19 protein-coding genes and 2 tRNA genes are annotated in these 24,364 nt (G+C 63.3%); 11 read left to right on the top strand and 10 right to left on the bottom strand.

Going from position 1 to position 24,364, the window contains the following annotated elements:
* Positions 1 to 30 precede the first annotated feature (30 nt).
* Together UC34_RS22305 and UC34_RS22300 are read left to right on the top strand one after the other, a co-directional pair.
* Positions 31 to 1,389 (top strand): MFS transporter, encoded by a 1,359-nt coding sequence (locus UC34_RS22305; protein WP_052811191.1) that lies wholly within the window; start codon positions 31 to 33, stop codon positions 1,387 to 1,389.
* 318 nt (positions 1,390 to 1,707) lie between these two features.
* Complete coding sequence (locus UC34_RS22300) at positions 1,708 to 2,241, top strand: DUF4410 domain-containing protein (protein WP_044457243.1); 534 nt, start codon at positions 1,708 to 1,710, stop codon at positions 2,239 to 2,241.
* 138 nt (positions 2,242 to 2,379) lie between these two features.
* On the opposite strand, the gene yiaY is transcribed toward UC34_RS22300, so the two are convergent.
* The gene (yiaY, locus tag UC34_RS22295) at positions 2,380 to 3,528 is read right to left on the bottom strand and encodes an L-threonine dehydrogenase (protein ID WP_044457242.1); all 1,149 of its coding nucleotides are present in this window, start codon (positions 3,526 to 3,528) and stop codon (positions 2,380 to 2,382) included.
* A gap of 223 nt (positions 3,529 to 3,751) precedes the next feature.
* Positions 3,752 to 5,272 carry an acetaldehyde dehydrogenase ExaC gene (gene exaC, locus UC34_RS22290; protein WP_044457241.1) on the bottom strand — a complete coding sequence of 507 codons (1,521 nt, stop codon included), beginning with the start codon at positions 5,270 to 5,272 and terminating at the stop codon, positions 3,752 to 3,754.
* A 323-nt stretch (positions 5,273 to 5,595) separates the two neighbouring features.
* Between exaC and UC34_RS22285 the strand changes: the two genes are divergently transcribed.
* The gene (locus UC34_RS22285; protein WP_044457240.1) at positions 5,596 to 7,554 is read left to right on the top strand and encodes a sigma-54-dependent Fis family transcriptional regulator; all 1,959 of its coding nucleotides are present in this window, start codon (positions 5,596 to 5,598) and stop codon (positions 7,552 to 7,554) included.
* A gap of 22 nt (positions 7,555 to 7,576) precedes the next feature.
* On the opposite strand, the gene UC34_RS22280 is transcribed toward UC34_RS22285, so the two are convergent.
* Entirely contained in the window at positions 7,577 to 8,041 is a 465-nt protein-coding gene (locus tag UC34_RS22280) for a CreA family protein (protein WP_044457239.1), read from the bottom strand.
* 137 nt (positions 8,042 to 8,178) lie between these two features.
* Between UC34_RS22280 and UC34_RS22275 the strand changes: the two genes are divergently transcribed.
* The 3 genes from UC34_RS22275 (at position 8,179) to UC34_RS22265 (ending at position 8,804) form a co-directional block, all read left to right on the top strand.
* Positions 8,179 to 8,254 (top strand) — tRNA-Ala (locus tag UC34_RS22275).
* A 17-nt stretch (positions 8,255 to 8,271) separates the two neighbouring features.
* Positions 8,272 to 8,347: transfer RNA gene (locus tag UC34_RS22270), tRNA-Glu, on the top strand.
* Positions 8,348 to 8,579: 232 nt separating this feature from the next.
* Positions 8,580 to 8,804: a hypothetical protein gene (locus tag UC34_RS22265; protein ID WP_044457238.1), complete on the top strand. Its 225-nt coding sequence runs from the start codon at positions 8,580 to 8,582 to the stop codon at positions 8,802 to 8,804.
* A gap of 82 nt (positions 8,805 to 8,886) precedes the next feature.
* Here the strand turns inward: UC34_RS22265 and UC34_RS22260 are convergent, their stop codons facing one another.
* From UC34_RS22260 to UC34_RS22250, 3 genes are read right to left on the bottom strand one after another with little or no spacing between them, the layout of a single operon-like run.
* Positions 8,887 to 10,062: an acyltransferase family protein gene (locus UC34_RS22260; RefSeq protein ID WP_084070903.1), complete on the bottom strand. Its 1,176-nt coding sequence runs from the start codon at positions 10,060 to 10,062 to the stop codon at positions 8,887 to 8,889.
* A gap of 16 nt (positions 10,063 to 10,078) precedes the next feature.
* Positions 10,079 to 11,068 (bottom strand): DUF6492 family protein, encoded by a 990-nt coding sequence (locus tag UC34_RS22255; RefSeq protein ID WP_044457237.1) that lies wholly within the window; start codon positions 11,066 to 11,068, stop codon positions 10,079 to 10,081.
* A gap of 18 nt (positions 11,069 to 11,086) precedes the next feature.
* The gene (locus UC34_RS22250) at positions 11,087 to 13,231 is read right to left on the bottom strand and encodes a GumC family protein (protein WP_044457236.1); all 2,145 of its coding nucleotides are present in this window, start codon (positions 13,229 to 13,231) and stop codon (positions 11,087 to 11,089) included.
* 258 nt (positions 13,232 to 13,489) lie between these two features.
* Here UC34_RS22250 and UC34_RS22245 point away from each other — a divergent pair, with 258 nt between their 5' ends.
* From UC34_RS22245 to UC34_RS22230, 4 genes are all read left to right on the top strand, one after another.
* Entirely contained in the window at positions 13,490 to 14,206 is a 717-nt protein-coding gene (locus tag UC34_RS22245) for a polysaccharide biosynthesis/export family protein (protein ID WP_052811188.1), read from the top strand.
* A 105-nt stretch (positions 14,207 to 14,311) separates the two neighbouring features.
* Positions 14,312 to 15,640 carry a hypothetical protein gene (locus UC34_RS22240; RefSeq protein WP_052811187.1) on the top strand — a complete coding sequence of 443 codons (1,329 nt, stop codon included), beginning with the start codon at positions 14,312 to 14,314 and terminating at the stop codon, positions 15,638 to 15,640.
* Entirely contained in the window at positions 15,618 to 17,291 is a 1,674-nt protein-coding gene (locus tag UC34_RS22235) for a glycoside hydrolase family 44 protein (protein WP_044457235.1), read from the top strand. The genes UC34_RS22240 and UC34_RS22235 overlap by 23 nt, the downstream gene beginning before the upstream one ends.
* A gap of 1 nt (position 17,292) precedes the next feature.
* A complete protein-coding gene (locus UC34_RS22230) occupies positions 17,293 to 18,633 on the top strand; it encodes an oligosaccharide flippase family protein (protein WP_044457234.1) in 1,341 nt (446 codons plus the stop codon).
* Between the two features lie 105 nt (positions 18,634 to 18,738).
* On the opposite strand, the gene UC34_RS22225 is transcribed toward UC34_RS22230, so the two are convergent.
* Genes UC34_RS22225 through UC34_RS25520 form a run of 3 tightly spaced genes read right to left on the bottom strand, consistent with a single transcriptional unit; the run spans position 18,739 to position 21,779 of the window.
* Positions 18,739 to 19,674, bottom strand: coding sequence for an NAD-dependent epimerase/dehydratase family protein (locus UC34_RS22225; protein WP_044457233.1), 936 nt, complete (start codon positions 19,672 to 19,674; stop codon positions 18,739 to 18,741).
* A gap of 13 nt (positions 19,675 to 19,687) precedes the next feature.
* Positions 19,688 to 21,412: an FAD-dependent oxidoreductase gene (locus tag UC34_RS22220; protein ID WP_044457232.1), complete on the bottom strand. Its 1,725-nt coding sequence runs from the start codon at positions 21,410 to 21,412 to the stop codon at positions 19,688 to 19,690.
* Complete coding sequence (locus tag UC34_RS25520) at positions 21,375 to 21,779, bottom strand: hypothetical protein (protein WP_157123271.1); 405 nt, start codon at positions 21,777 to 21,779, stop codon at positions 21,375 to 21,377. Before UC34_RS25520 ends, UC34_RS22220 begins: the two co-directional genes overlap by 38 nt.
* Between UC34_RS25520 and UC34_RS22215 the strand changes: the two genes are divergently transcribed.
* Entirely contained in the window at positions 21,778 to 22,593 is an 816-nt protein-coding gene (locus UC34_RS22215; protein ID WP_084070900.1) for a WecB/TagA/CpsF family glycosyltransferase, read from the top strand. The genes UC34_RS25520 and UC34_RS22215 overlap by 2 nt on opposite strands.
* A 117-nt stretch (positions 22,594 to 22,710) precedes the next feature.
* Here the strand turns inward: UC34_RS22215 and UC34_RS22210 are convergent, their stop codons facing one another.
* Positions 22,711 to 24,126, bottom strand: coding sequence for an undecaprenyl-phosphate glucose phosphotransferase (locus UC34_RS22210; RefSeq protein WP_237165175.1), 1,416 nt, complete (start codon positions 24,124 to 24,126; stop codon positions 22,711 to 22,713).
* Between the last annotated feature and the right edge of the window lie 238 nt (positions 24,127 to 24,364).

Raw genomic sequence — 24,364 nt, 5'->3', positions numbered from 1 at the left:
CCGACCCACGTCACTCCGGGAGGAGTTGAAATGCAACAATCGCCACCCTCGCTCGCTGGTGATGCGAGCCACGCGTTCGCCAATCCGTCCGAGCAAATGCTCGATCCGATCTACCGGAAGATCATGTGGCGGATTATTCCGTTCATCTTCATCTTGTGGATGCTCGCGTGGATCGACCGCGTCAACGTCGGCTTCGCGAAGCTGCAAATGCAGCAGGATCTGGGCTTTAGCGAGACCGTCTACGGCATCGGCGCGGGCATCTTCTTTCTTGGCTACTTCTTTCTGGAAATTCCGAGCAACTGGTTGCTGCTGCGCATTGGCGCACGTCGCACGCTCGCGCGTATCACACTGGGCTGGGGGACGATCTGCGTGTTGATGATGTTCACGCACTCGCCGGCCTACTTCTATGTCATGCGTTTCCTGTTGGGCGCGTTCGAGGCGGGTTTTCAGCCGGGCGTGCTGCTCTATCTGACGTTCTGGTTTCCGGCGCACCGACGCGCCAAGGCGTTCGCGTGGTTCATCTCCGCGTCGGCGGTCTCTTCCGTGGTGGGTGCGCCGCTGGCAGGCGCGATCCTTAACGGCATGCACGGCGTGAACGGCTGGGCGGGGTGGCAGTGGCTGTTCCTGCTCGAAGGCGGGCCGACCGTGCTCGCCGGCGTGCTGGCCGTGTGGTTCCTCGTCGACAAGCCGGAGCAGGCGAGCTGGTTGTCGGCGCAGGAGAAGCGTTTGCTGCAAGCCGACCTGGATGCCGATCGCAAGAGCGCGGGAAAGCGCGAGCACAGTTTCCTGCTGGCGGTGCGCAGCCCGAAGCTCTGGCTGCTCACGGGGATCTATTTCGGGATCGTGGCCGCGAACGCGACACTCTCGTTCTTTGCGCCGACCATCGTTCGTGCTCTGGGGCCGACCAACCCGCTGCATATCGGGTTGCTGGTCGGGGTGATGTACGTATTCGGCGCGATCTTCCAGATCGCCATCGGCTACAGCGCGGACAAGCGACGCGAGGCGCGCGTGCACTGCGCCATTCCGGTGTTCGTGGGGGCGTGCGGGCTCGCGGGTGTGGGTCTCTTTGCCGGAAACAACGGCGTGGCGGCGTTTCTTTGTCTTGCTGTTGCCGTCTCGGGCACGATGGGCGCCATTCCGGTGTTCTGGCAGTTGCCGAATGCCTACCTCGCAGGCGGTGCCGCAGCGATGGGCGTCGCGTTCATCAACTCGGTGGCGAATCTGGCCGGATTCGGCTCGCCCTACCTGCTCGGTCTCGTGAAGGACGCCACGGGCAGCTTCAACGGCGGCCTGTGGATCGTGGCGGCGCTCGAAGCCTTCGTCGCCGTGCTGATCTGGTGGCGAATCCGTCGCCGGGAAGCACCGTCAGGCGCGCAGGCGATGGCTTGATCGGCGCGTTGCGTGAATGGCCGGAGGGCCGCGTGATTTACGCGGCCCTTTTGCATTTCACTCCTTTCGTCCTTATTACCTCGAGAATTCCGGAATTAGCGAAAAAGTGTGTCGGTAACCTAAAGAAAACTCTTCCCCTTTCCGTAATGCTTGTCTCGACCGTTTCTCAATGGTCGGGAATTCCGGTGGTGCCGCCACCGCTTCCAAAGTCGCGCGTTCGTGCGGTCTTCCGGGGAGTACAAGACCGAATTGCACTGCGCCGTATGTTTCGGTGGCTGCCAACCGGCACTCTTATAAATCCAGAAAAGGGGTAACAGCATGAACGTACGTAATTTCTCACGCTCGGCGGTGGTGAGCATGATTCTCGCATTGACCGGGTGCGCTTCGACGTCTTCGGGGCCGGATTCCTCGCGTGGCGTCGATCCGGCTCTTGCTGCAACCCTGAAACAAGGGGTTGCGCTGCCGACCATCGAATCGAACGGTCACACTATCGACGACGAGGTGAAGTCAGGGGTAATCGACGCGTTCAAGAAGCAGGCTGACAAAAACGGTATGCTGGTCTCCGCCAATGGGGTCCCGGTGAAAATTACCGTCGAGGAATACAGCACCCGTTCAGCCGTCGCCCGCGTCATGCTGGGTTTTCTAGCGGGTGGAGACCACATCAAGGCTCGCGTGGATGTGTCGGGCAAGACCTACACCGTGGAAGATACCGCGCGCTCGTCCATCAACGGTATTAGTCTGGTCGCGGAAAACGTCGGCTCCGACGTTGCGAACGGTATCGCCACGCTTGCAGGTGTGACGGTGAATACGATTCAACGTCAACAACCGCCTGTCGGCATGACGACGCGCTGATCGGCACATCGTCGTAAAAAAAGGGGTTACGGAGCGATATCTCTCCGTAACCCCTTGACCTCTTGACCTCTTGACCTCTTAACCTCCAGGCGCTTCGACGCGACTAAAGACCATTAGTCGCACCGATGCCGCACCTCATCAAAACGCCCGACGGAAAATCGCTTCGATTTCCGCCTGTTCGGCGCGGCGCGGGTTCGTGAGGCCACACGCGTCCTGCATCGCGTTCGCCGCAAGCGTGGGCACGTCGGCTTCCTTCGCACCCAGTTCGGCCAGTCCCGACGGAATACCGATATCCTTCGACAACCGGCGGATCGCCGCAATCGCGACCTTTGCGCCTTCCTCGTCGCTCAAGCCCTCGACCTTCTCGCCCATCGCCTGTGCAATGTCCTTCAGGCGTCCGGCACTCGTGCTTGCGTTGAACTCCTCGACATGCGGCAGCAGGACGGCATTGCACACACCGTGCGGCAAGTCATAGAACCCGCCGAGCTGATGCGCCATGGCATGGACGTAACCCAGCGATGCGTTGTTGAACGCCATGCCCGCCAGGAATTGCGCATACGCCATGTTCTCGCGCGCCGTCATGTCGTCGCCATGCGAAACCGCCCGACGCAGGTTCTGCGAGATCAGCGTTACCGCCTTGAGCGCGCACGCATCGGTGATGGGCGTCGCCGCCGTCGACACATACGCTTCGGTGGCGTGCGTGAGGGCGTCCATGCCGGTCGCGGCGGTCAGGCCCTTCGGCATGGCAGCCATGAGTGCCGGATCGTTGACCGACAGCAACGGCGTGACGTTCCGGTCGACGATGGCCATCTTCACATGACGTTTTTCGTCCGTGATGATGCAAAAACGCGTCATTTCGCTCGCGGTGCCGGCCGTCGTGTTGATGGCGACGAGCGGCAATTGCGGCTTCTTCGACTGATCGACGCCTTCGTAATCGGAGATGTGACCGCCGTTGGTCGCACACAAGGCAATGCCCTTCGCGCAGTCATGCGGAGATCCGCCACCGAGGGAAATCACGAAGTCGCAGTCGCTTTGCCTGAGGATTGCGAGGCCCGCTTCGACGTTGGCCACCGTCGGGTTCGGCTTGGCGCCGTCGAACACTACCGATTGAATGTCTTGCTGCGCCAGCAGCCTGGTCACCTTCTCGGCGACACCTGCCTTGGCAAGTCCCGCGTCGGTCACGATCAGCGCGCGGCGGAAATGGTATTGACGCAGGGCGGCAATCGCTTCGTCGAGACTGCCAATGCCCATCATGTTGACGGCGGGGATGAAGAAAGTCGTGCTCATGGTCATGCTCCTTATCTGTTCTGTCGGGGGCGCTCCGCGCGCGCGGGATGCGCAGCAGCGGGGCCTCAGAAACATCTTTTGCATGCATCAAAGACAGCATCGCACTCGCCGTGCGACGCGTCTTTGATCTGCCACAAGGTCTCGCAGGTCTAGAGTAAGGACTCGACAAGCGAGGCGCGTCGGTCTCGCTTGCCGGACGCGCTCGCCTTCTGGCGGCAAGCGCTCAGAAGAAGCCCAGCGGGTTGACGTCGTAGCTCACCAGCAGGTTCTTCGTCTGCTGATAGTGGCCGAGCATCATCTTGTGGGTCTCGCGCCCGATCCCCGACTTTTTGTAGCCGCCGAACGCCGCGTGGGCCGGATAGAGGTGATAGCAGTTGGTCCAGACGCGCCCGGCCTGAATCCCACGGCCCATGCGATAGGCGCGATTGATGTCGCGTGTCCAGACACCAGCCCCCAGGCCGAACTCGGTATCGTTGGCGATGGCGAGCGCTTCGGCTTCATCCTTGAAGGTCGTGACGCCGACCACCGGCCCGAAGATTTCTTCCTGGAACACGCGCATGCTGTTCTCGCCCTTGAGCAGGGTCGGCTGGATGTAATAGCCGGAGGCGAGCGGCCCGTCCAGCATTTCGATGCCACCGCCTGTCAGCACTTGTGCGCCTTCGCGGCGCGCCAGATCGAGGTACGTCAGGATCTTGTCGAACTGCTGTTGCGACGCCTGCGCGCCGACCGCCGTCTCGGTATCGAGCGGGTCGCCGCGCTTGATACGCTCGACACGCTTCATTACCACTTCCATGAACGGCGCGTAGATCGACTCCTGCACGAGCGCGCGTGACGGACACGTGCAAACCTCGCCCTGATTCAGAAAGCCCAACACAAGGCCCTCGGCGGCCTTTTCGATGAACTCGGGCTCGCCGTGCATGATGTCCTCGAAGAAGAGGTTCGGCGACTTGCCGCCCAGTTCGACGGTGCTCGGAATCAGGTTGGCGGCGGCCCGCGTGAGGATGTGATTGCCCACAGGCGTTGATCCCGTGAAGGCGATCTTGGCGATGCGCTTGCTGGTCGCGAGGGCTTCCCCCGCCTCCTTGCCGAAGCCCTGCACGACGTTGAGCACGCCCGGTGGGAGCAGGTCGGCCACGAGTTCGGCGAACAGCGTGATCGACAACGGCGTTTGCTCGGCGGGCTTGAGCACCACGCAATTGCCTGCGGCGAGCGCCGGCGCCAGCTTCCACGCGGCCATCAGCAGCGGGAAGTTCCACGGAATGATCTGGCCGACGACGCCCAGCGGTTCATGGAAGTGATAGGCGGCGGTGTGCTCGTCGATCTCTGCGGCCGTGCCTTCCTGCGCGCGAATGCATCCGGCGAAATAGCGGAAATGGTCGACGGCCAGCGGCAGATCGGCGGCAAGCGTCTCGCGTACGGGTTTGCCGTTGTCCCACGTCTCCGCCACGGCGAAGCGTTCCAGTTGCGATTCGAGACGCTCGGCAATCTGCAGCAGAATGCGCGAACGCGCCTGCACGGAGGTTCTTCCCCACTTGGGCGCTGCGGCATGCGCGGCGTTCAGCGCCAGTTCGATGTCCGCGCCGTTCGAGCGCGGGAATTCACCGATGATCGCGCCGGTGACCGGCGAGGTGTTGATGAAATAGCGTCCCTCGACCGGCGGCACGAACTTGCCGTCGATGAAGTTCTCGTAACGGGATTGCAGGGACAGCAGGGCGCCGGGCGTGCCGGGTGGGGCGTATCGCATGTCGTGTCTCCGGGTATTGTTGTGACGGTGGCGGGTCGTTTGCCAGCCACGCATGAGACACCAAGCAATTCGCGGGCCACCCCGACCGAAACGCGTCGCCATGCGCATTCCCGCCCGATGGGGCAGCGCGTCGTGTACCGGATTCGTGACACGGGTGTCTCACACGATGACACCTTTTGTCTCACGGACGTGACACGATTCGGGTATCGCCAATCGCTTCGCTTCTTCCGATTGACACAGCGCATTGCAAACGATCCCGCCATGGGAGATGCTTCGGGAACGACCACGAGATCAACGAACATCCGGCACGGGGGAGACGACCAATGCCACCCATTACTGAGTCCGCGCACGCGCGTCGCGTGCTGAACGTCGTGCAGGGCCATGCGTCCTCCGGCGCGGGCGCGACGGACCCGAATATCGCCAGTTCATGGCGACGTTGTCTGGACACTCACGCACTCGATCCGGGCGCACACATGGCGCCGCGCGTTCTGGCGTCCTCACAGTTGCGCGATCGCCGTCATGCCATGGAGCGGTTGCGTACGGTGTCGCTGCCGGTATTGGAGCGCTTGCAGCGTCAGTTGATGAATCCGCGTCAGGCGGTATTGCTCACAGCGCCGGACGGCGTGATCGTGGATTCGCGTTTGCACGACGGCACGCGAGACGACTTCCATCGTGCCGGTTTGTGGCCGGGCGCCGACTGGAGCGAATCGTGCGAGGGCACGAATGGCATCGGCACATGCGCTGTCGAGCGCGCGCCCGTCATCATCTGTCAGCAGGATCACTTTCGTGCGCGTCATACGCCGCTGACCTGTACTGCAAGCCCGGTGTTTGCGCCGCAGGGCGAACTGCTTGCCGTCATCGATGTGTCGTCGACAACCGCCGACGTCACCCGTCAAAGCCAATTCCACACGCTCGCGCTCGTCAATCTGACGGCGAAGGTCGTGGAGAGCGAGTATTTCTTTCAGCACTATCGCGACGAGTGGTTGCTGCAATTGCAGGAGCAGGCCGATCATCTTGGCGGTTTCGCGCAAGCCTTGATCGCGTTCGACGATACGGGGCGCGTGCTGGCGGCGAATCAAAGTGCGCTGAATTGTCTTGGCGCAACGCGCGATGAGATCGTCGGCACGCGCGTGGACCAATGGTTTGCACAGACGCTCGACACGCTGCTCGCGCAAGCGCATCCCGCGCCGAGCGCTTGCTGGCCGATTCGCACGAGCGCAGGTGATTCGCTGCTGGCCATGTTGCGGGCGCCGGCGCGTGCTGCACGCCGCACGCGCGATCTGCCTACGCCGTCGAAGGCGCCGCCGGCGTCGGTGGCCGCACCTTTCGCCGATCCGGCGTTATCGCGCGAATTCTCCCGGGCGTGCCGCGTGTTCGCGCACGATGTGCCCGTGCTGATTCGCGGCGAAACGGGCAGCGGCAAAGAGGTCTTTGCGCGCGCGGTGCATGCGTCGAGCGCGCGGTCGGGCGGGCCGTTCGTGGCGTTGAATTGCGCCGCCATACCCGAGTCGCTGATCGAGAGCGAACTGTTCGGCTACGTTGGCGGCAGTTTCACGGGTGCACGCAAGGAAGGGATGACCGGCAAGCTATGGCAGGCGAACGGCGGCACGTTGTTCCTGGACGAGATCGGCGACATGCCGTTCGCCATGCAGACGCGTTTGTTGCGCGTGCTCGAGGAGCGCAGGGTGTCGCCGCTGGGCGGCGGGGAATCCGTGCCGCTCGATATTCGCGTGCTCAGCGCCACGCACCGCGATCTGTCGGCGCGCATCGCCGAGCGCCAGTTTCGCGAGGATCTGTTTTATCGTCTGAGCGGGCTGGAGGTGACGGTGCCACCGTTGCGCGAGCGCGAGGACAAGGTCGACCTTATCGAGCGGCTACTGGCGCAAGCGTGCGCGCAGGGGGCAGGCGGTGCGGTCCACGTGACGGAGGCTGCACAGGCACGTCTGTGCAATTACGCGTGGCCGGGGAACGTGCGTCAGATGCGCAGCGTGATCCGAACGCTGGTGGCGCTCAGCGAGAACGGTATCGTCACCGTCGACGAGTTGCCTGACGCACTGCGCGACGCGCCGACCGTGATGGAGACGGGCGAGCTTGCGCGGGTGGGGGCAACGAATGAGGCGGATGCGCCGCCCGAAGCGCCGCTGGAAGCCGCGGAGCGGCAGGCGTTGCGCGCCGCGCTGGACGCCTGCCATGGACAGGTCAGTGCGGCGGCGCGACGTCTCGGCGTGAGCCGTAACACGCTGTACCGAAAGCTCAGGCGATTCGGGTTGCAGCGCGCCTGAGGGCGGGTGCGCAGCCCGCGCCTTATTTGGTCGGAATCGGCGTTGCGCGATCGACCGGCACGGCGGTCACGCTGTTTTGCGGCGAGCCGTCGATCAGCTTGTCGGAGTATGTGAGGTAGACGAGGGTGTTGCGCGTCTTGTCGACCATTCGCACGATACGCAGTTTCTTGAAAAGCGGAGACAGTCCCTCGGAGAAGACTTCCTCTTCCTTGGGCAGCGGCCCGGAAAACGAGAGCGGGCCGACGGGACGGCAGGCGATGGAGGCTTCGGCCTTGTCTTCGGCGAGTCCGACCATGCCCTTGAGTCCACCGGTCTTGGCGCGCGAGACGTAACACGTCACGCCGTGTACCTTCGGATCGTCATAGGCATCGACGACGATCTTGTGATCCGGCCCCAGAAACTTGAATGCGGTGCTGACATCGCCGATCTTCTCGGCATGCGCCCAACTCGCGGCGAGCATCAGCGCCAGCGCGGCTGCTTTCTTCATGAGAGTGTCCCGTCAATTGCTACGGCGGCGACGATCGCCAGCCGTATGCGTTGCGGATTCTACTCGCGTCGGGCGACACTTCCGGCAACAAAGTTGCGGCTTGCCGCCAAATACGCTATAGTCACGCCTCTTCGCGCGGGGGTATAGCTCAGCTGGGAGAGCGCTTGCATGGCATGCAAGAGGTCAGCGGTTCGATCCCGCTTACCTCCACCAAACGAATGACGATTTTTGTCCCCTTCGTCTAGAGGCCTAGGACATCACCCTTTCACGGTGAGTACAGGGGTTCGAATCCCCTAGGGGACGCCACATAACGGCAGCGGTGTCGTATTTGCACCGAAGTCGGCCGGCGTCAGGTTCGGCAACGCAAAAAAAGCCGGATGTCTTCATGACATCCGGCTTTTTGCGTTTACCTCGTTTGCGCCGGGTTGCCTGCGACCCGCCCATGACAATCCAGCGCCAGCGGGCGCACGGCCTGTGCCGGTACAATACCGCTTTTGCGCCGACGGCCCCGCGTCGAGCGCCGTATCATGGATTGCCGATGAGCCGACCCGCCCTGACACTCAAGTTCAAGTGCACCAAGTGCGCCAAACCCGTCACGCTGTATCTGCAGAAGACGACCGCCTGTTCACATATCACGCCGTATCAGGGCTGGTGCAAGTGCGGCCAGTTGATGCGCCACGCCACAGGTGACAAGGACGCCGTCGCGTCTTTCGTCGACTCGATGGACCCGCTCTGGTCGCATCACCACCATCACCATCATTGAACGGCATGACCGCCACGTCCCGACGATGTGGCGGCACAGGGTTCCGCACGGCGTCAACCGAACTTCGGCAACGTGCCAACCGTCAATTCGCGGCGCCGCGCTGCGAGCGCCCGCCGATCCAGGCCAGACGTCGCCGCAGGAATGTCTGCGCCGGTGCCTCCAGCGCCTGATAGACCCACCGCGCAAGCACGAACACCGCGATCAGATAGGCCAGCAGGAACCATGGACTCATGGCCAGGGTCGCGCTCGACATGCCCAGACGCTGCAACACGATCACCGTCGTGAGTTGCAGCGGAAAGTGAATCAGATAGCTGGAATACGTCGTGTTGCCGAGCTTGGCAATGGGCGACGCGAACCGTTCCGGAATCCACGGCTCGATGGCGTGCAGCAACACGATCGAGATCGGCGCAATCACCGTCGCTGCCAGATATTTCGTCCCGCCGAACACCGCGCACACCGCGAACAACGCCGCATACCCCGCACAGCACAGCAACACCGTTGCGCGACGGTGTGCCTCGATGACGTCGCGCAACCGCTCGTAAATCAGGTGTACCGCGCCGCCCATGAAAAAGTAGAAGGCGCAGAAGACGATGTTCGACTCGCTACCCTTGACGTGCTGATGAATCAGCAGCCCCCCTGCGGCCGCGGCCAGGCACATGATGAGCAACGTCCACCCGAGTCCGATGCGGAAAAATCGCGCCAGCAGGAAGAACGCTACGTAAATCACGATTTCCGTCGACACGCTCCATACCGGACCGTTGAACGAGTCTGTGTAAGGCGTGAGCCAACCGGACGCGAAGATCACATTGACGAAGAAGTCGTAGGGCGTGTTGTACGGATAAACGAAGAACGCATGGTTTTCGCGTACGTAATACGCCTGCAACAGCGCCACGGCCACGAGCGTGACGATATGCAGCGGATACAGCCGGGAAAAGCGGTTCAGAAAGAACAGGCCGCCGGAAACCTGGCGGGCGACGATCTTCGACAGGTAGCGGTTGAAGAAGATGAAGCCGGAGATCGTCCAGAAGACGTTCACGCCGAGCCATCCGAAATCGTAGAACGGATGCAACCACCCGTAGAGCGGCTGCGTGTCGCGCACGACGTCGATGGAAGCCGTTTCGGGCCGGAAGAAGAAATGCTGGTAATGCCAGACGAGTACCGCGAAAGCACTGAAAAATCGCAGAATCTCGATGCCGACCATCCGGCCACGCGTGTTGCCGGTGTTGCCTGTGCTGCCCGTACCGCCCCTACTGCTCATCGAATCGGGTCCTGTCTTATTTGATACCCGCGCCGTTGCCCAGCAACTTCTTGACCATCTTGAGCCCCTTGCGCACGACCGCCGAGTATAACTCTGCGCCCTTGAGCGCAGGGTCCACGTGACGCTCGTACGGCTGAATGTCAATGGGGAAATACGGCGAGAGTTTGGCCACGACCTGATCGAGCGGGATCTTCGTATTGCTTTGCACCACGGCGAACAATCCGTCGCTCTCGGGGGCGAAGTAGTGCGCGGCGTCCCACTCCTGCATCTTGTCCGCAAACCACACGCTCTCGTCGGCGTGCAGCGTGCGCTGCGGGGGCACGGCCTGCGTGTGGTACTTGTCGAGCAGACCGGCTCGCTCGGCATTGAGCCAGTACAGCGTGTATTCCGTCCAGTCGATGGCGTAGTTCGCGAGCAGCACACGCTTCCAGTCCGTGCCGTGCACGGCTTCGAGCCGCGCCTGCAGCGACAGGCACAGCGAGCGCGAGAGCGTTGCGGGCGTCCACCACACGCCTTCGCGATCCAGATGCGGATCGACGTCGAGCAGTTTGGCCGACGCTTCCCAATAGTACGGCTCGACGCTTCGTCCCTTGAGATGCGTGATTGCCCGGCCGTCGACGACGAGCGAGTCGTAGTCGAAGGCGTGGGTGGCGAAACAGTCGGGATCGAAGATCAGGAAGTACTCGGTCTCGATCCACTCCGGCGCGTTGATCTTGATGATCTGCTGACGATGCCAGTTACGGATCTGGTGGCGCTGCGAGAATTCGTTGAACGCGCCCATGTACAGCGACTCGTCGATCACTTCGATGGGAAAGTCGGACCACGCCTTGGCATAGCCACGCACTTCCTCGACTTCGTCGTGCGGCACGATGATCACGAAGCGATGGAACAGGTCCGGCGTCGTGAAGTGTCGCAGCGACGAGAAGAGGATATCGCACCGGCCAATGTTGTCGGCGTAGTGTCGTCCGCGGGTCTTGATCGGCAGGATCGCGCTGATTTGTGGCATGAGGTCTGCACCGAGGCCTTAGAAGAACCGGTAGATGAAGCTCGGAATGTAGCCGCGGCGATGCGTGAGCGCCACGCCGATCAGGCGGCCGCCGGCGTCTTCGACCTGCGCCTTGAGTCCGGCAATGACCGGCTTGCGCGTGGCTTCTGCGCGCACCACGAGCACCGTGGCGTCCGCCAGGGACGCGTTTTCGATGCCGCTGAACGACTGACTCGACGGCGGCGCATGCACGACGATGTAGTCGTGCGATTCGCGCAGCCCGTCGAACAGCCGCGTGACCTGCTGCCACGACGACGGAATGGCGCCGCTGCGCGGTTGCGCCACGACGATGTTGTGGCAATCGACGCGCGTGAACGTCAGGTCCGCGAGCGCCCCAGCGGCGTCTGCATTGACCGGGACGCGGGTCTCCACCCCAGCAGTGCGGCTGTTGCCGTTCGACGGCCATTCCAGCAGACCTTGCGCGTTCGGCTTGCCATACACCGGCGAGTCGGGCGTCGAGGCGATGTCCAGGATCAGAATCGGTTTGTCGGAGCGGTGTTCGAGTTCGCTCGTGAGCCCCTGAATGACGGAGGACTGGCCGTCGTTCTTCCCGGTCGACAACACCATTACCACCTTGGCATGCGCGTCGGTACTGCTATTGATCGCGGCGATCATGCGACCGTAGGCCAGATGTGCGGGGCGCGCATAGGCGGGCTCGGCATTCGCACCGCCTGCCGTCGCACCGCCGGAGCCGGCAATATCGGCAGCGCCGGCACCGGCACGTGCGCCACCGAGCAGGACCGGGGCGTTCACCACCGGCAGCAGCAGCGCGCGTTCGACTTGTTCCGGGCTGAGGAACGTTTCGCGCAGGCTCGACAGAATCAGCACCGTGAGCGCAGAGATCAACAGACCGGCGGCAATCGACGCGGCGATCAGCAGGCTGGCCGACACGCTGCGTTGCGACGGCGGGAAAGGCGCCTGGATAACGCGCACGTTGGTGCCGTTGATCTGACTGACCTGGCCCTGCTGCACGCGGGCAAGTTCCACCTGACGCGAACGGTCCTTGAAGCTGTCGGCGAGAATGTCGCGACGCGCCTGCAACTGACTCAACTGGCTCGACACGTCGCTCATGCCTTGCAGCTTGTTGCGCGTGTCCTTGATCTGCGCTTCGAGCTCTGCCTGCTGCGCAACGCCGCCGGCAATGCTCGCATTGAGCACGGCCAGACGTTCCTGTACCACGTCGTAATAGTTGTTATGACCCAGACGCGTGGCGGTCATCATCTCCTGACGCTGCTTGGCGATGTTCGCGCGCATGTCGGCAATCTGCTTGTCGAGCTGCACCACGAACGGCGAGGTCGCCATGTAACGCGACGCGAAGTCGGCGCGCTTGTTCTCGAGCTCGCTGAGCGAGCCCTGCAGGGTGTTGATCGCGCGGCTGGTCTCGGAGTCGTCCGTATAGATCGGGATCGTCGAGCGCACGTCCTTGGTCGAACTTTGCAGCGACTTCAGTTCGCTGCGGTCCTGGGCGAGCTTCGCATCGGTTTCGAGCTTGCGCTGCACGAGCTGCGCTTCGAGCATCACGGCGCGCGACGTCTGATCGTCGATTTTCACGATGCCGTGTTTTTTCTGGAACGCGAGCAGATCGGCGTCTGCCTTGTCGAGTTGCTTGCCCACGTCGTCGCGCTGGCTGACCAGCAGGTTGACGCGTCCCTGCGTGAAGATCGATGCGCGCTGACGGAAGTACTTGTCGAGCAGGCGAGCCAGCGCATCGGCCGCCGCCTTCGGATCGGCATCCGAATACGTCAGCGTGATGGTGTTGGCCAGATCGTTCTGCTCGATGTGCAGACGCTTCTCGAAATTCTGCAACTCGCGGTCAATCTCGCTTGCCGTCGCACTCGGGCCGAGCTTCGAGAGGATGACGTCGCGGTGCAGCTCGGGACTGGAGAGAATCTGCGCTTCCACACCGTTCAACTGTCCGGGCGGCGGTTGCAGCGACACGCCGCCGTTCGGGTTGTTGGTCTGGTCGTAGTACCCCGCGTTGAGCACGAGCAGCGTGGCCTGCGCACGATACGGAATCGGCACGAAGAGGGCGACGAGGATGCCGAGCGCCACAATGGCGAGGAACACCGTCGTGGCGATCTTGCGGTAGTAAAAAAGGGTGTTGAGATAATCCCGGATCGTCACGTCGACGACCGCGGCGTGCCGGTCAGGCCTTGTTCTAGTCGAAATTGCCATAGCGATGCAAGAAGCGTAAAGGTTGCCCGGCCATTTGGAATGGTTTCAAGGCGCATATCTTACGCAAGAAAGTCCCCGTAAAGTCCCCCTAAAACCGCCATTATCCTAAATCCGACGCTGATTTATCGTGCTTGGCGAGACGGCAGAAGTGCACTAGAGTACGGTCCAAACTCCGTGTAACTACCCCGGCCTCGTGCCATCTGTCTCATGAACATGCTCCGCCCGGCCTGCGTACTGGCGCTGATGACGCTGACGGCCTGCACCCAAACCTGGGTCGACACCAAATACCAGCAACCCGATCGTTTCGCGACGTGGGTCGATGCGACGCCGAGTCCGTACCGGCTGTTGCCTGGCGACGACATTTCCGTGGTGTTGCCATTCAACATCGAGCTCAATTACAAGGGCCGCGTCGCACCCGACGGCACCGTTGCCATGCCGTTCGCAGGCAACCTGCCGGCAGCCGGCCAGACGCTCGCGCAATTCGGCGATACGGTCAACCGCGCACTCGCGGCCAACCACATGACCGCGAATGCGATGGCCATGGTCGCCGTGACGCAGACCGCCGCGCACGTTTTCGTCGGCGGCGAAGTCGGCAAGCCCGGCGAGCTCGCACTCACGCCCGGTATGAGCGTGATGCAGGCAATCATCACGGCGCAGGGCCTGCTCGACACCGCACGCACCGGCGAAATCGTGCTGATTCGCCGCAGCCCCGACGGTCGTCCGATGCTTCGCACGGTCGACGTGAAGGCGCTCACGCAGCAAGGCGACCCCGCGCAGGACATCGTGCTGCAATCGAACGACACGATCTTCGTGCCGAAGTCGTCGATCGCCGAAGTCGATCTCTGGGTCGACCAGTACATCAACAAGGCGCTGCCGTTCAACAAGAACGTCAACTACGACATCAACGGCGCGCGTAGCTTCTGATCGCCTGACGCCACGCCGGACGACGCACGCGAAGTGCGGCTTCCGGCGACGTCCGACTCGATCCGGCAAATTCGCCCCAGTCTAACTACCGATTTCCACCGCTTCGTGACAGCCGCGCAGCCATCCTTCGAAACGAGACCCACCGCACCGGACGCGGCCGAACATCCCGCCGACGACTTGCCGGCCGTGTTCGCGGGCGGCTTGCCACGTACGGCCGTCGTTGCCGTGCTGGTCGTGCTGTTGCCATTGTTCGGCCAGACGTTCCACTACATCGCGACGCTCTATCCGCTGTGGGCGCTCTCGAAGGCGTTTCCGATTCTCACGCTGCCGCTGGTGTTGCGCCTGGGTAGCCAGCCGCGCTTTCCGATGACGCGGCAGGTATTGCTCAGCTTTGCCTGGCTGGTGCTGGTGCCGAGCTTCGCGGCCGTGATTTACTTTCACGAAAGCGTGTTCACCAGCATTACGGCGCAGGTGAAGCTGCTGCCGATTCTGTATTTCTTTTCCTTTCTTGCCCTGCTACTCATGCTCAAGCCCACGCTGCATGAGTTGGGGCGCAGCTTCGTCATTCTCGGGGCCATCGTCGTCGGCGCGCTGATTCTCATGTGGCTGCTGGTGCCCGCGGACTGGTACAAGGAAACCTACGTTTTCGGACAAGCGCCGTTCTTCACCAGCGACAGTCGCGGACATCGCATTCGCATGTCGATGTACTTTCCGTTCATTCTGTTGTTTTTCTGTTATCGCCGCGCGTTCTTCGAGCGTCACGTCGGCTATTTCGTGAGCGTGCTGATCGGACTGGCGGTGGCGTTGCTGATCGTCAAATCGCGCGCGATGGCCATCGGCATCATGGGTGTGCTGGTGATCAACACGTTCGTGTGGGCACGCCCGCGTGCGCGCATCGGTCTGATGCTCGTTGCGCCCATCGTGCTCGCCGGCGTCTTCTCGATGGGGTATCTGGCGACGATCTTCAGCGCCAATGCGGAAACCGGCTTCGATACGCGTCGCATCTCGGCACTGCTCGCAACGCGTTTTCTCGGTAACGACTCGCTGCGCTGGCTTTTCGGCGTGGGAACCATCAGCCCCGCGAGCGGCGACACGCTCACGACGTATTTCCACCACTTCTTCTTCCTGGCCGATATTACGTGGCTCGGGATCGTGTTCGAGTACGGCCTGATCGGCGCGTTCGTCATTCTGTGCTTCCAGCTGCGCGGCCTTTTTTTCTATCGGCGCCTGCGTGCGGAAGTCGAAGACGATTTCCTCGGGGCGCTGTACGACTATCTGGTTTTCGTACTGCTCGTTTCCTTCTTCTATCCGCCAACGCTGGCACCGGGCGAGACGGCCGTCATTCTGGCGGTCTTCGTCTACGTCTGGCGTGCCGGCGGATTCGATTATCGTGCCGCTCCCCGGAGTTTCCATGCGCGTGTTGCCGCGCCGTAGTGCGTATTCCAGACTGACCCGACTCGTGGGCGCTGCCGTGTTGCTATCGTGCGCCGCATGTACCGAGGCGACGCCCGGCGGCGCGTTACCCGTGACCATCGCCGTGGACGCGGCAGCCAACCGGCATCCGATCAATCCGCTGATCTACGGTATCAATTTCGGCACGACGGCGATGTTGCAGGACCTGCGCGCGCCGCTCAACCGTTCGGGCGGCAACAGTGCGTCGGCCTACAACTGGCGGCTCGACGCCCGCAACGCCGGGCGCGACTGGTACTACGAAAGCCTGCCGGTCAACCCGACGGACATCAACGATCAGTTCGGCGAGCGCTTCGTCGCGCTCACACAGGCCGCGGGCGCGCAGCCGATCGTGACGATCTCCATGCTCGGACGCGTGGCCACGCTCTCGCGCTCACGCGACCGGCTCGCGAGCTTCTCCATTGCCAAATACGGCCCGCAGCAGAACCACGACGTGGACGGCATGACGGATGCGGGCAACGGCATTCTGCGCGACGGCACGCCGGTCAGGAACGATCCGGACGACGCCACCGTACCCGACGATCCCGCAAGCCAGCACGCGCGTGTCGCCGCATTGGTGCAGCAGTTCGGCCCGGCGCGCGCGGGCGGGGTGAAGTACTACGCGATGGATAACGAGCCCAGTCTCTGGCAACTGATCCACAACAATTCGCATCCGAGCGGCGCTCACGCGAGCGAGATCGCCGCGAAAGTCATCGCGTATTCGCGCGCCGTGAAGGCGGCGGATCCAGGTGCGAAAGTGCTCGCGCCGGAGGAGTGGGGCTGGAACGGTTACCTGTACAGCGGCTTCGATCAGCAGCACTCGATCACCCATGGCTATGCACAGGCGCCGGACCGGTTGAACGAAACGGGCGGCATGCCGTACATCCCGTGGTTGCTCACGCAGTGGAAGCGGGCAGGTCGGCCGGTCGACATCTTCAGTCTGCACTTTTATCCGCAGAGCAAGGAGTACGAAGAGCCGGCCGACGCGCATTCGACCGACGTCGCGCTCATGCGCAACCGCTCGACGCGCAATCTGTGGGACCCGAATTACAAGGATCCGACGTGGATCAACAGCGTAGTCGCGCTGATTCCGATGATGCGCCAGTGGGTCGATACGTACTATTACCCCGGCACCCCCATCGCGCTCACCGAGTACAACTGGGGGGCGGACACGCGCATGAACGGGGCGACCGCGCAGGCCGACATTCTCGGCATTTTCGGACGTGAAAAGCTGGACATGGCCACCCGCTGGGGCACGCTCGATCCGTCGATGCCGGTGTACAAGGCGATCAAGCTGTATCGCAATTACGACGACCACGGCGGTGAATTCGGCTCGACGAGCGTGGCGGCGAGCACCCCCGATCCGGATACGGTGTCGGCGTTCGCTGCGTTGCGCGACAAGGACGGCGCGATGACCCTCGTCGTCATCAACAAGCAACTCGAGCGCGCCGCGCAGGCGACGATTTCGCTCGCCAATTTTGCCCAGGCGGGCACGGGCGAAGTCTGGCAACTGGTGGACAACCAGCTGACGCGGGCGCCGGACACCACGTTTTCCGGCAGTGAACTGCGCGCGGCGCTGCCGCCGCAAAGCATCAAGCTTTTCGTGCTGCGCAAGCCGGCGAACCGGGTGAAATGAGATGAGCGAGACGCAAACCCCGGCAGGCAAATCCGGTGCCTCGATGATTCGCGGCAGCGTGATCAGCCTCGGCGTGCGTTTGCTGGATCTGCCGAGCCGCTATGGCTTCCATTTGCTGATTGCGGCGGCGCTCGGTGTCGAGCAGACCGGCAACTTCTACATCGTGTTCAGTACGATGGTCGCGCTCGCGGGGTTCGGGCGTCTCGGCATGGATCAGGCGCTGACACGGCAATTGGCCATGGATGTCGCTTCCGGGCGTTCGGGGGCCGTGCGCCCGACGATCCGGCGTGCGCTGGGGCATGTTTTTCTTGCCTCGGCCGTCGTATCGATGCTGCTCGCAGGCGGCGCGGCGCTTTTCGCCAACGACATTCTCCGGAAGCCGGAACTCGTGGCGCCGCTCATGTTGGGCGCGCTCTCCTTCATTCCGCAGAACATGGGCGCGGCCATTGCCGGGGCGCTCGCCGGATTGCAGCGCGTGGGTTTCAGCCAGATGATTTATTCGTGGCTGTGGCCCGCGATCTTTTGTCTGGCAGCGATTCCGCTGGTGGCGACCGGCAAACTGACGGTCGCCAATACGCTGGTGCTGACGGCGGCAAGTTTCACTCTGGCGGCGATCGTCGGGGCGGTGTTGTTGAGACGGTTTGTGCGTGAGGTGCCGTCGGGCGATGCCTCCGATACGATCCCCGGGCTGCTCAAGCCGGGGCTGTCCTTGTTCTCGCTCGAACTCACCAAGTTGCTGATTACCTCCGCACCGGCCATCGTGCTGGGGATCGTGGCCTCGTCGCGAGAGACCGGGTTGTTTGCACTGGCGTGGCGTCTCGCGCTCGTGGTGAACATTCTGATCAGCGGCGTAACGGGCATGGCCGCACCGCGTTTCGCAAGCCTGTATGCGCGTCAGGACATGCGCGGGCTGGAGCGTAGCGCGGCGCAGGCCATCGGCCTGGTGCTGTGTCTGGCATTGCCGGTGACGCTCGGCATGCTGGTTGTGCCGCAGTTCCTGCTGGGACTGTTCGGGCATGGCTTCGACGACGGCGCTGGCGCGTTGCGCGTGCTGGCGCTCGGGCAGATCGCCGCCGCCTGCTTCACGGCGATGCCCGAACTGCTGGGGATGACGGCGCATACACGCTCGCTCATGCGCATCAACGTGGTGTCGGTCGTGGTGTTGCTCGCCGGACTCGCGGCGCTCACGCCGCTGGGCGGTAGCGTGGGCGCGTCGGTGGCAGCGTCGCTGGCGATCGCCGTGAACGGTGCCGCCGCCGCGTGGGCGGCACGTCGCTTGCTGGGCGTGTCGCCGTACTCCGCGCTGTGGCGCTGGACGGCAGGTCGTCTGGCAGGGCGCTAGGCAGGCGCCGGGGGCAGCCGGTGAACGGGCTTGCCTCGACGCGCACCGCATCGCACGGATTTGGCCACACGCCAGCGTCTCTCGCGCCTGCCGTTGCGTCGACAATCAGCGGCGCACAGCTTCGGCTTCGGCGCTGAGTGCGTCGCGCCACGGGGTCCACGTCAGACCGAACGTGCTTTGCGCCCGGCCGGCGTCCAGACAGATGTCTTGCTGCCACAGTCGCGCGAGCGATGGGGGCAATGGCGGCGGCAGTCCTGTCAACCCGATCTTGCCACCCAGAATCTCGGCAACCTTGAGCGCAGGCGCGACGAGTTTCGTCTCGATCTTCAGGCGTCGCGCGCCGATGCGCCTGACCGGCGTCGCGCCTAACGCCATGGCGTAAGCGACGAAATACTCGTTCCAGCGAGGGGCATCAGCCATGGCGAGGTTGTACGCGCGTCCTGCCGCCTCGGGGCGACGCAGTGCTTCGAGGGCCGCCTGCACAACGTCGTCGACATGCACGAGATTGCTATGGGCGTCGCCTGCGGCACCGAGGTCGCCGAGGCGGCCGGCACGCAGCAACTGCGCAATGCGCTCTGACCACTGAGGGCTGCCGCGCCCGTACACGCATCCGGGACGCAGCACGGTGAGCCCCGGCAAGCCTGCCAGCATCTGCTCCGCTTCGACTTTCGCCACGCCGTAAGGACTGGCGCCGACGAGGGGGGCCGATTCGTCGATATGACCTTCGGCAGTGCCGTAGACCGCCATCGAGCTGAAGTAGACGACGGGTAGCGGCTTGCCGAGGGCATCGAGGGCTTCGCGCAAGGCGCGGGCATTCGCCACGATGGTTTCCGGTGACCCCGCGACACAGTTCACGATGCCGTCGACGTTGGCCAGGGCGGCGCCGAGCGACGCGGAGGATAGCGCGTCGACAGCGAGCAGGCCCGCTTGCGCGCGGCGCGAGGCCGCGACGGGTTCGGCCCAATCGCTGGCGGCGAGCGCCGCGACGATGTGCCGACCGATAAACCCGGTCGCGCCGGTAACGAGGATGCGAGCTTTCATGAGGCGGATGGGATCACTGGGAAAGAGAAAGCGGGGACGGGGAGGTGGCGGTGGCGGCTGGCAAGGGTAGCGCGGCCACGTTTGCCGGTCCCTGCAAATGTGCGGCCATGCGCAAGGCGAGCGCCACGATGCTCAGCGTCGGATTGGCCTGCCCGGACGTGGGGAAGACCGCCGCACCGGCGATGAACACGTTCTCGGCCTCATGCAGTCGGCCATTGGCATCGACCACGCTGGTCGCCGGATCGGCGCCCATGCGTGCGGTGCCGATGTGGTGACCGCCATAAGCGCCGTAGCGCGTCATTTCGGCTTCCACTTCAGCGGGGTCGTACGAAAAGCGGCCGACGCCGGTGCGTTCGATTTCCTGTGCGAGCGCTGCGAGGGCACGCGTGACCGAGCTCACGTCTTGCGAGGTGTAGCGCCAGTCGATGTGAATGCGGCGCATGCCTAGCGCATCGCGCTCGTCGCCCAGCGTCACGCGACTGTTTTCGTACGGCACCTGTTCGGCGTGAAAGTCGAGACTGAAGCGAAGGTTGGCCGGACGCACGATCACCGACGGGAATTTGCGCGTGGCCAGCGTGCGATGCATCGCCCAATGGGTGAGAAAGCGCACGGTGTTGGGCGCATCCACGATCACATTGCGCGCGTGTGCGAGCCAGTTGCCGAGTCCGCCCGGCGCATCGCCATAAAGCCGTTTTGCGTATTCGTACGGCACGATCGGACGCGCCAGATAGAGCGCCGAGAGAATGCCGTTGCCATGTCCGGCGTCGGGAATGCGCGGGTGATGCAAACGTGCGATGAAGTTGCCCGCGCGAAGCGCGTGCTGCGCACTTGGGCGCAGGGCCAGCCGACGACGGCAGTAGATCCCATCGTCCGAGACGTCGTAGCCATGCCAGACGGATGTTGCCCCGGAAAGATCGAGCGTGCCGATCGTGCCCGCGAGGTGGCTCATGTAATAGCGACCGACGACATCGTGCGCATTGCCAAGCCCGCGCCCACTGACGCCGGGACTGTTGAGCAGCAGACGCGGAATTTCGAGGCCCCCGGCGGCCAGTACGTAGGCGCGCGCAGCGACCGTGAAGGTCTTGCCGTCGAGTGTCTTCACCTGTGCCGGGCCGACGAGACGCGGCGCGCCGTGCTGCATCGGCAGATGGCAAAGGTTGGCGTGCTGGACGACACGCACGCGGCCTTTCGCGAGCCGGGCGCGATAACGGTCGCCGAAATTCGTCGGACAGCTGAACCGCTCGAGCGTATTCGTCGAGAACACATCGCTGTCGAAATTGCCGATCATCGGGCGCGACGGGTTCGACGCGCTCGGAAAGGCCTGCTCTGCGGTGTATGCAAACTCGCCGGCCTCGCAAAGCGCATTCGCTTGCGAATACCAGGGGGTCAAGGCATCCAGCCCGATGGGCCAGCCGCTGTGCGGGATGTAGTCGCGGGGTTCGAAATCGATGGGGTCGAGCGGCATGCAGCGCCCGCCCCACAGCGTGGTGGAGCCGCCGAAACGGCGCACGCGGTAGCTCTCGGCGGGCGGATGCAGGCGTGCGTCCTCCACGGTGCCGGTGTAGAGCCGCTGGATGGCGGGCTCCGCGATGTCGCTGCCGCTCTCGAGCAGGATCACGTCGAGCCCGCTCGCTTCGAGGGCGAGCGCCAACGTTATGCCGGCGGCGCCGGCACCTGCGATGCAAAGATCGGCTTGCAGCTCAGTGCCGGAGGGAAGGTCGTGAGCGTCGAGGATCATGGGTGGCAGCCACCCGCTGCGCTCGCGCGGCGGGTGAATCGATGGATGAGTGGGTGGACAGTGTCGGGCGGCGCGTTCGGCCGATGCGATGGTAGCGGAATGGCGACGTCGCCATGCGAACTTTCGCCGCCGCGTTGACTATTGCGTTGTCTATCGCGTTGTTCGCGGCGTTGTTCGCGGCGTTGTTCGTCGCGATGACGTCGCGATGACGTCGCGAAATCCGCGACATCGCCGGAAAAGTGTCACTGACGCAGGGCGTGCGCGCTGCTACTATCGTGCCTGCCATGAAACGTCGCCGGTACGACTGGACGACGAAGGCGTGCGGGATCGGTTGGATTTGCAGGATAAGGGGAACACGATAGGTCATGAGCCATGACACTGAACGGAAAGCTGCATCGCAAACTGCCGCTCGCGAAGTCTTCGAGCCCAACGTCGCGCTGTTCGGTCTGAACATCGCTGCCGTGCCGTTCGAGCAGGCCGTCGACGTGCTCACGCACGCCGCCGCACTTCGCGATGGACGCTCGCGCATCGTGGTGACACCGAACGTCGACCACATCGTGCGGCTCGACGTGCTGCCCGAATTCAAACAGGAATATCGCAATGCCGATTTTCTCTTCGCCGACGGCATGCCGATCATCTGGGCGAGCCGTCTGTTCGGCCGTCCGCTGCCGGGGCGCGTGACCGGCGCCGACTTGCTGCCTGCCTTGTGCGATCGCGCGCGTGCGTCGGGGCGCAAAGTGGTGTTCGTCGGTGGACGCCCCGGGCAGGAGGCGCAACTCAAGGCCGGACTCTCAGAGCGGTTTCCCGGGTTGGATTTCACGCTGCTGATCCCCTCGATGACGTTCGATCCGACCGGGGCCGAAGGCCAGGACATCGCGCAACGCGTTCGCGAGCTTGCGCCCGATCTCATCTTCGTCTGTCTGGGTATGCCCAAGCAGGAGCGTTGGGCGATGGCATATGCGAGCACCATGCCCGGTGGCGTCATGCTGTGTGTGGGCGCCGCCATCGAGTTCGCCGCCGGCATGCAGAAGCGCGCACCGAAGTGGATGCAACGCACCGGGTGCGAGTGGATGTACCGCATCTTGCAGGACCCGGGTCGCATGTGGCGTCGTTACCTCGTCGAAGACCGGCGGTTTATCGGCATTTGCTGGCGGCAGTGGCGTGCGCTCGGTCGCGAATGAGCTGAAGTCAATGTGTTTTGTCGTCCTTAGCGATTGTCCTCGGGAGGTGTTCCGAAGAGAAAATGCCGCGAAGGACGACACGTACGACTGGCGCAGCTTGCACGTCGCGATACAGGTTCAGACGGCGTTGCGTCCCGTGACCATCACGGGAATCGTCTTGAGCAGGATCTTGATGTCGAGCCACAACGACCAGTGCGTGATGTAGTAGCGGTCGTATTCCACGCGGCGCTGCATCTTGTCCGGTGTGTCGGTCTCGCCTCGCAGGCCGTTGATCTGCGCCCATCCCGTAATGCCCGGCTTCACACTGTGACGCAACATGTAGCCGGGAATCATGCGCCGATACATTTCGTTGTGCTCTTCCGCATGCGGACGCGGACCGACAAGGCTCATCGAGCCGGCAAGCACGTCGAACAACTGCGGCAGTTCATCCAGCGAGGTGCGTCGCAGATACCTGCCGACCAGCGTGATCCGGCTGTCGCCCGCATGCGCCTGACGCAGACCGCCGGTCGCGGCGGCGGCGGCGTCTTCCGGCTGAATCACGCGCATCGAACGGAATTTGTGAATGACGATCGGCTCGCCGCGCTCGCCGTAACGGCGCTGACGGAACAGGATCGGGCCGGGTGAGTCGAGTCGCACGGCAATCGCGACGGCGACCATGACGGGGCTGAGCAGCACCAGAATGAGCGATGCGCCCACCAGATCGATGCCGCGCTTGATCATGCGCAGCAGACCCTGGACGGCGATGTCGTGCAACGCCAGGAGCGGCACACCGGCAAGGTCGGTGCTCGTCATGGGCATGTCGCCGGGAAAGCTGAATTCAGGCAGCAGATAAATGGAGGCCGTCGAATCGTACAGGCGGTTCACGATTTCGCTGGTGAGTTCCTTGTTGTCCTGTTGACCGATGGCGATGAAGACGATTTCGTACTCGTTCGCCTGAATGCGCGCGGTGGCGTCGGCATAACGGCCGAGGTAGGGCGGCAGGACTTCGCCGTCTTCCGGCGTGACCGGCGTTTCGTTGTAGTAGCCCGCGACCTGAATGCCGAGAATCGGCGAGCGTTGCAGACGTAGATTCAGCTTGCGCGCTTCAGGGCCCAGGCCGAAGAACGCGGCACGACGTTGGTTGCCGGGGGCGTTGTTGATGCTGTGAGCCATGCCGCGGGATACGGCCAGACCGACCATTTGCAGCGGCAACGCGAGCAAGGTCCACTGGACCACCATCATGCGCACGCTTTCGGTGCTCTCGTACGTGAGAAACAGCAAAACGATGACGGCGATCAGCACCCGGCACCAGCGCATGGCGCCGCGACCGAGCATCCAGCTGAGATTGCGCGCGCTTGCGATCAGATGAAAGCGCGCGAACACGACGAATGCCGTGGCGCCGAGCGCACACACCAGTGTCAGACCGTAAGGGGTGTACGGGTTATGACCGTTGATCCGCAGGACAGTGAAGAAGGCGCCCGCGTTGAGTACTGCACTGAAGCCGCCGACCATCGCCATGAAAAGCCGATGGTGGTAGGTCGTCTGAGTCGACATGACGGATTTCGAAGGGTAGCGGTAACTGACGGACTCGACAAAGTTCCGGAACGGCGAGGGCCCTCCGATGGTCGCACCGATTTTCGCGCGTATCTTAGCAGGTCAATTTCGCTTTGCGTATGACGCGCGTTGCGGCGCCAATTATGGCTTGCCGCCGTCCCCCGGGCGTCCCCCCGCTGTCCGATTCGTTATTTTCTTCGCGATTTCCTTCGCCGTGTTGCGCCGGTGTCCTCCCGCC

Source organism: Pandoraea vervacti, from assembly GCF_000934605.2.
GTDB classification, from domain to species: domain Bacteria; phylum Pseudomonadota; class Gammaproteobacteria; order Burkholderiales; family Burkholderiaceae; genus Pandoraea; species Pandoraea vervacti.
Note: the sequence above shows the minus strand (reverse complement) of the source record. Positions and strands in the feature narration are given on the sequence as shown.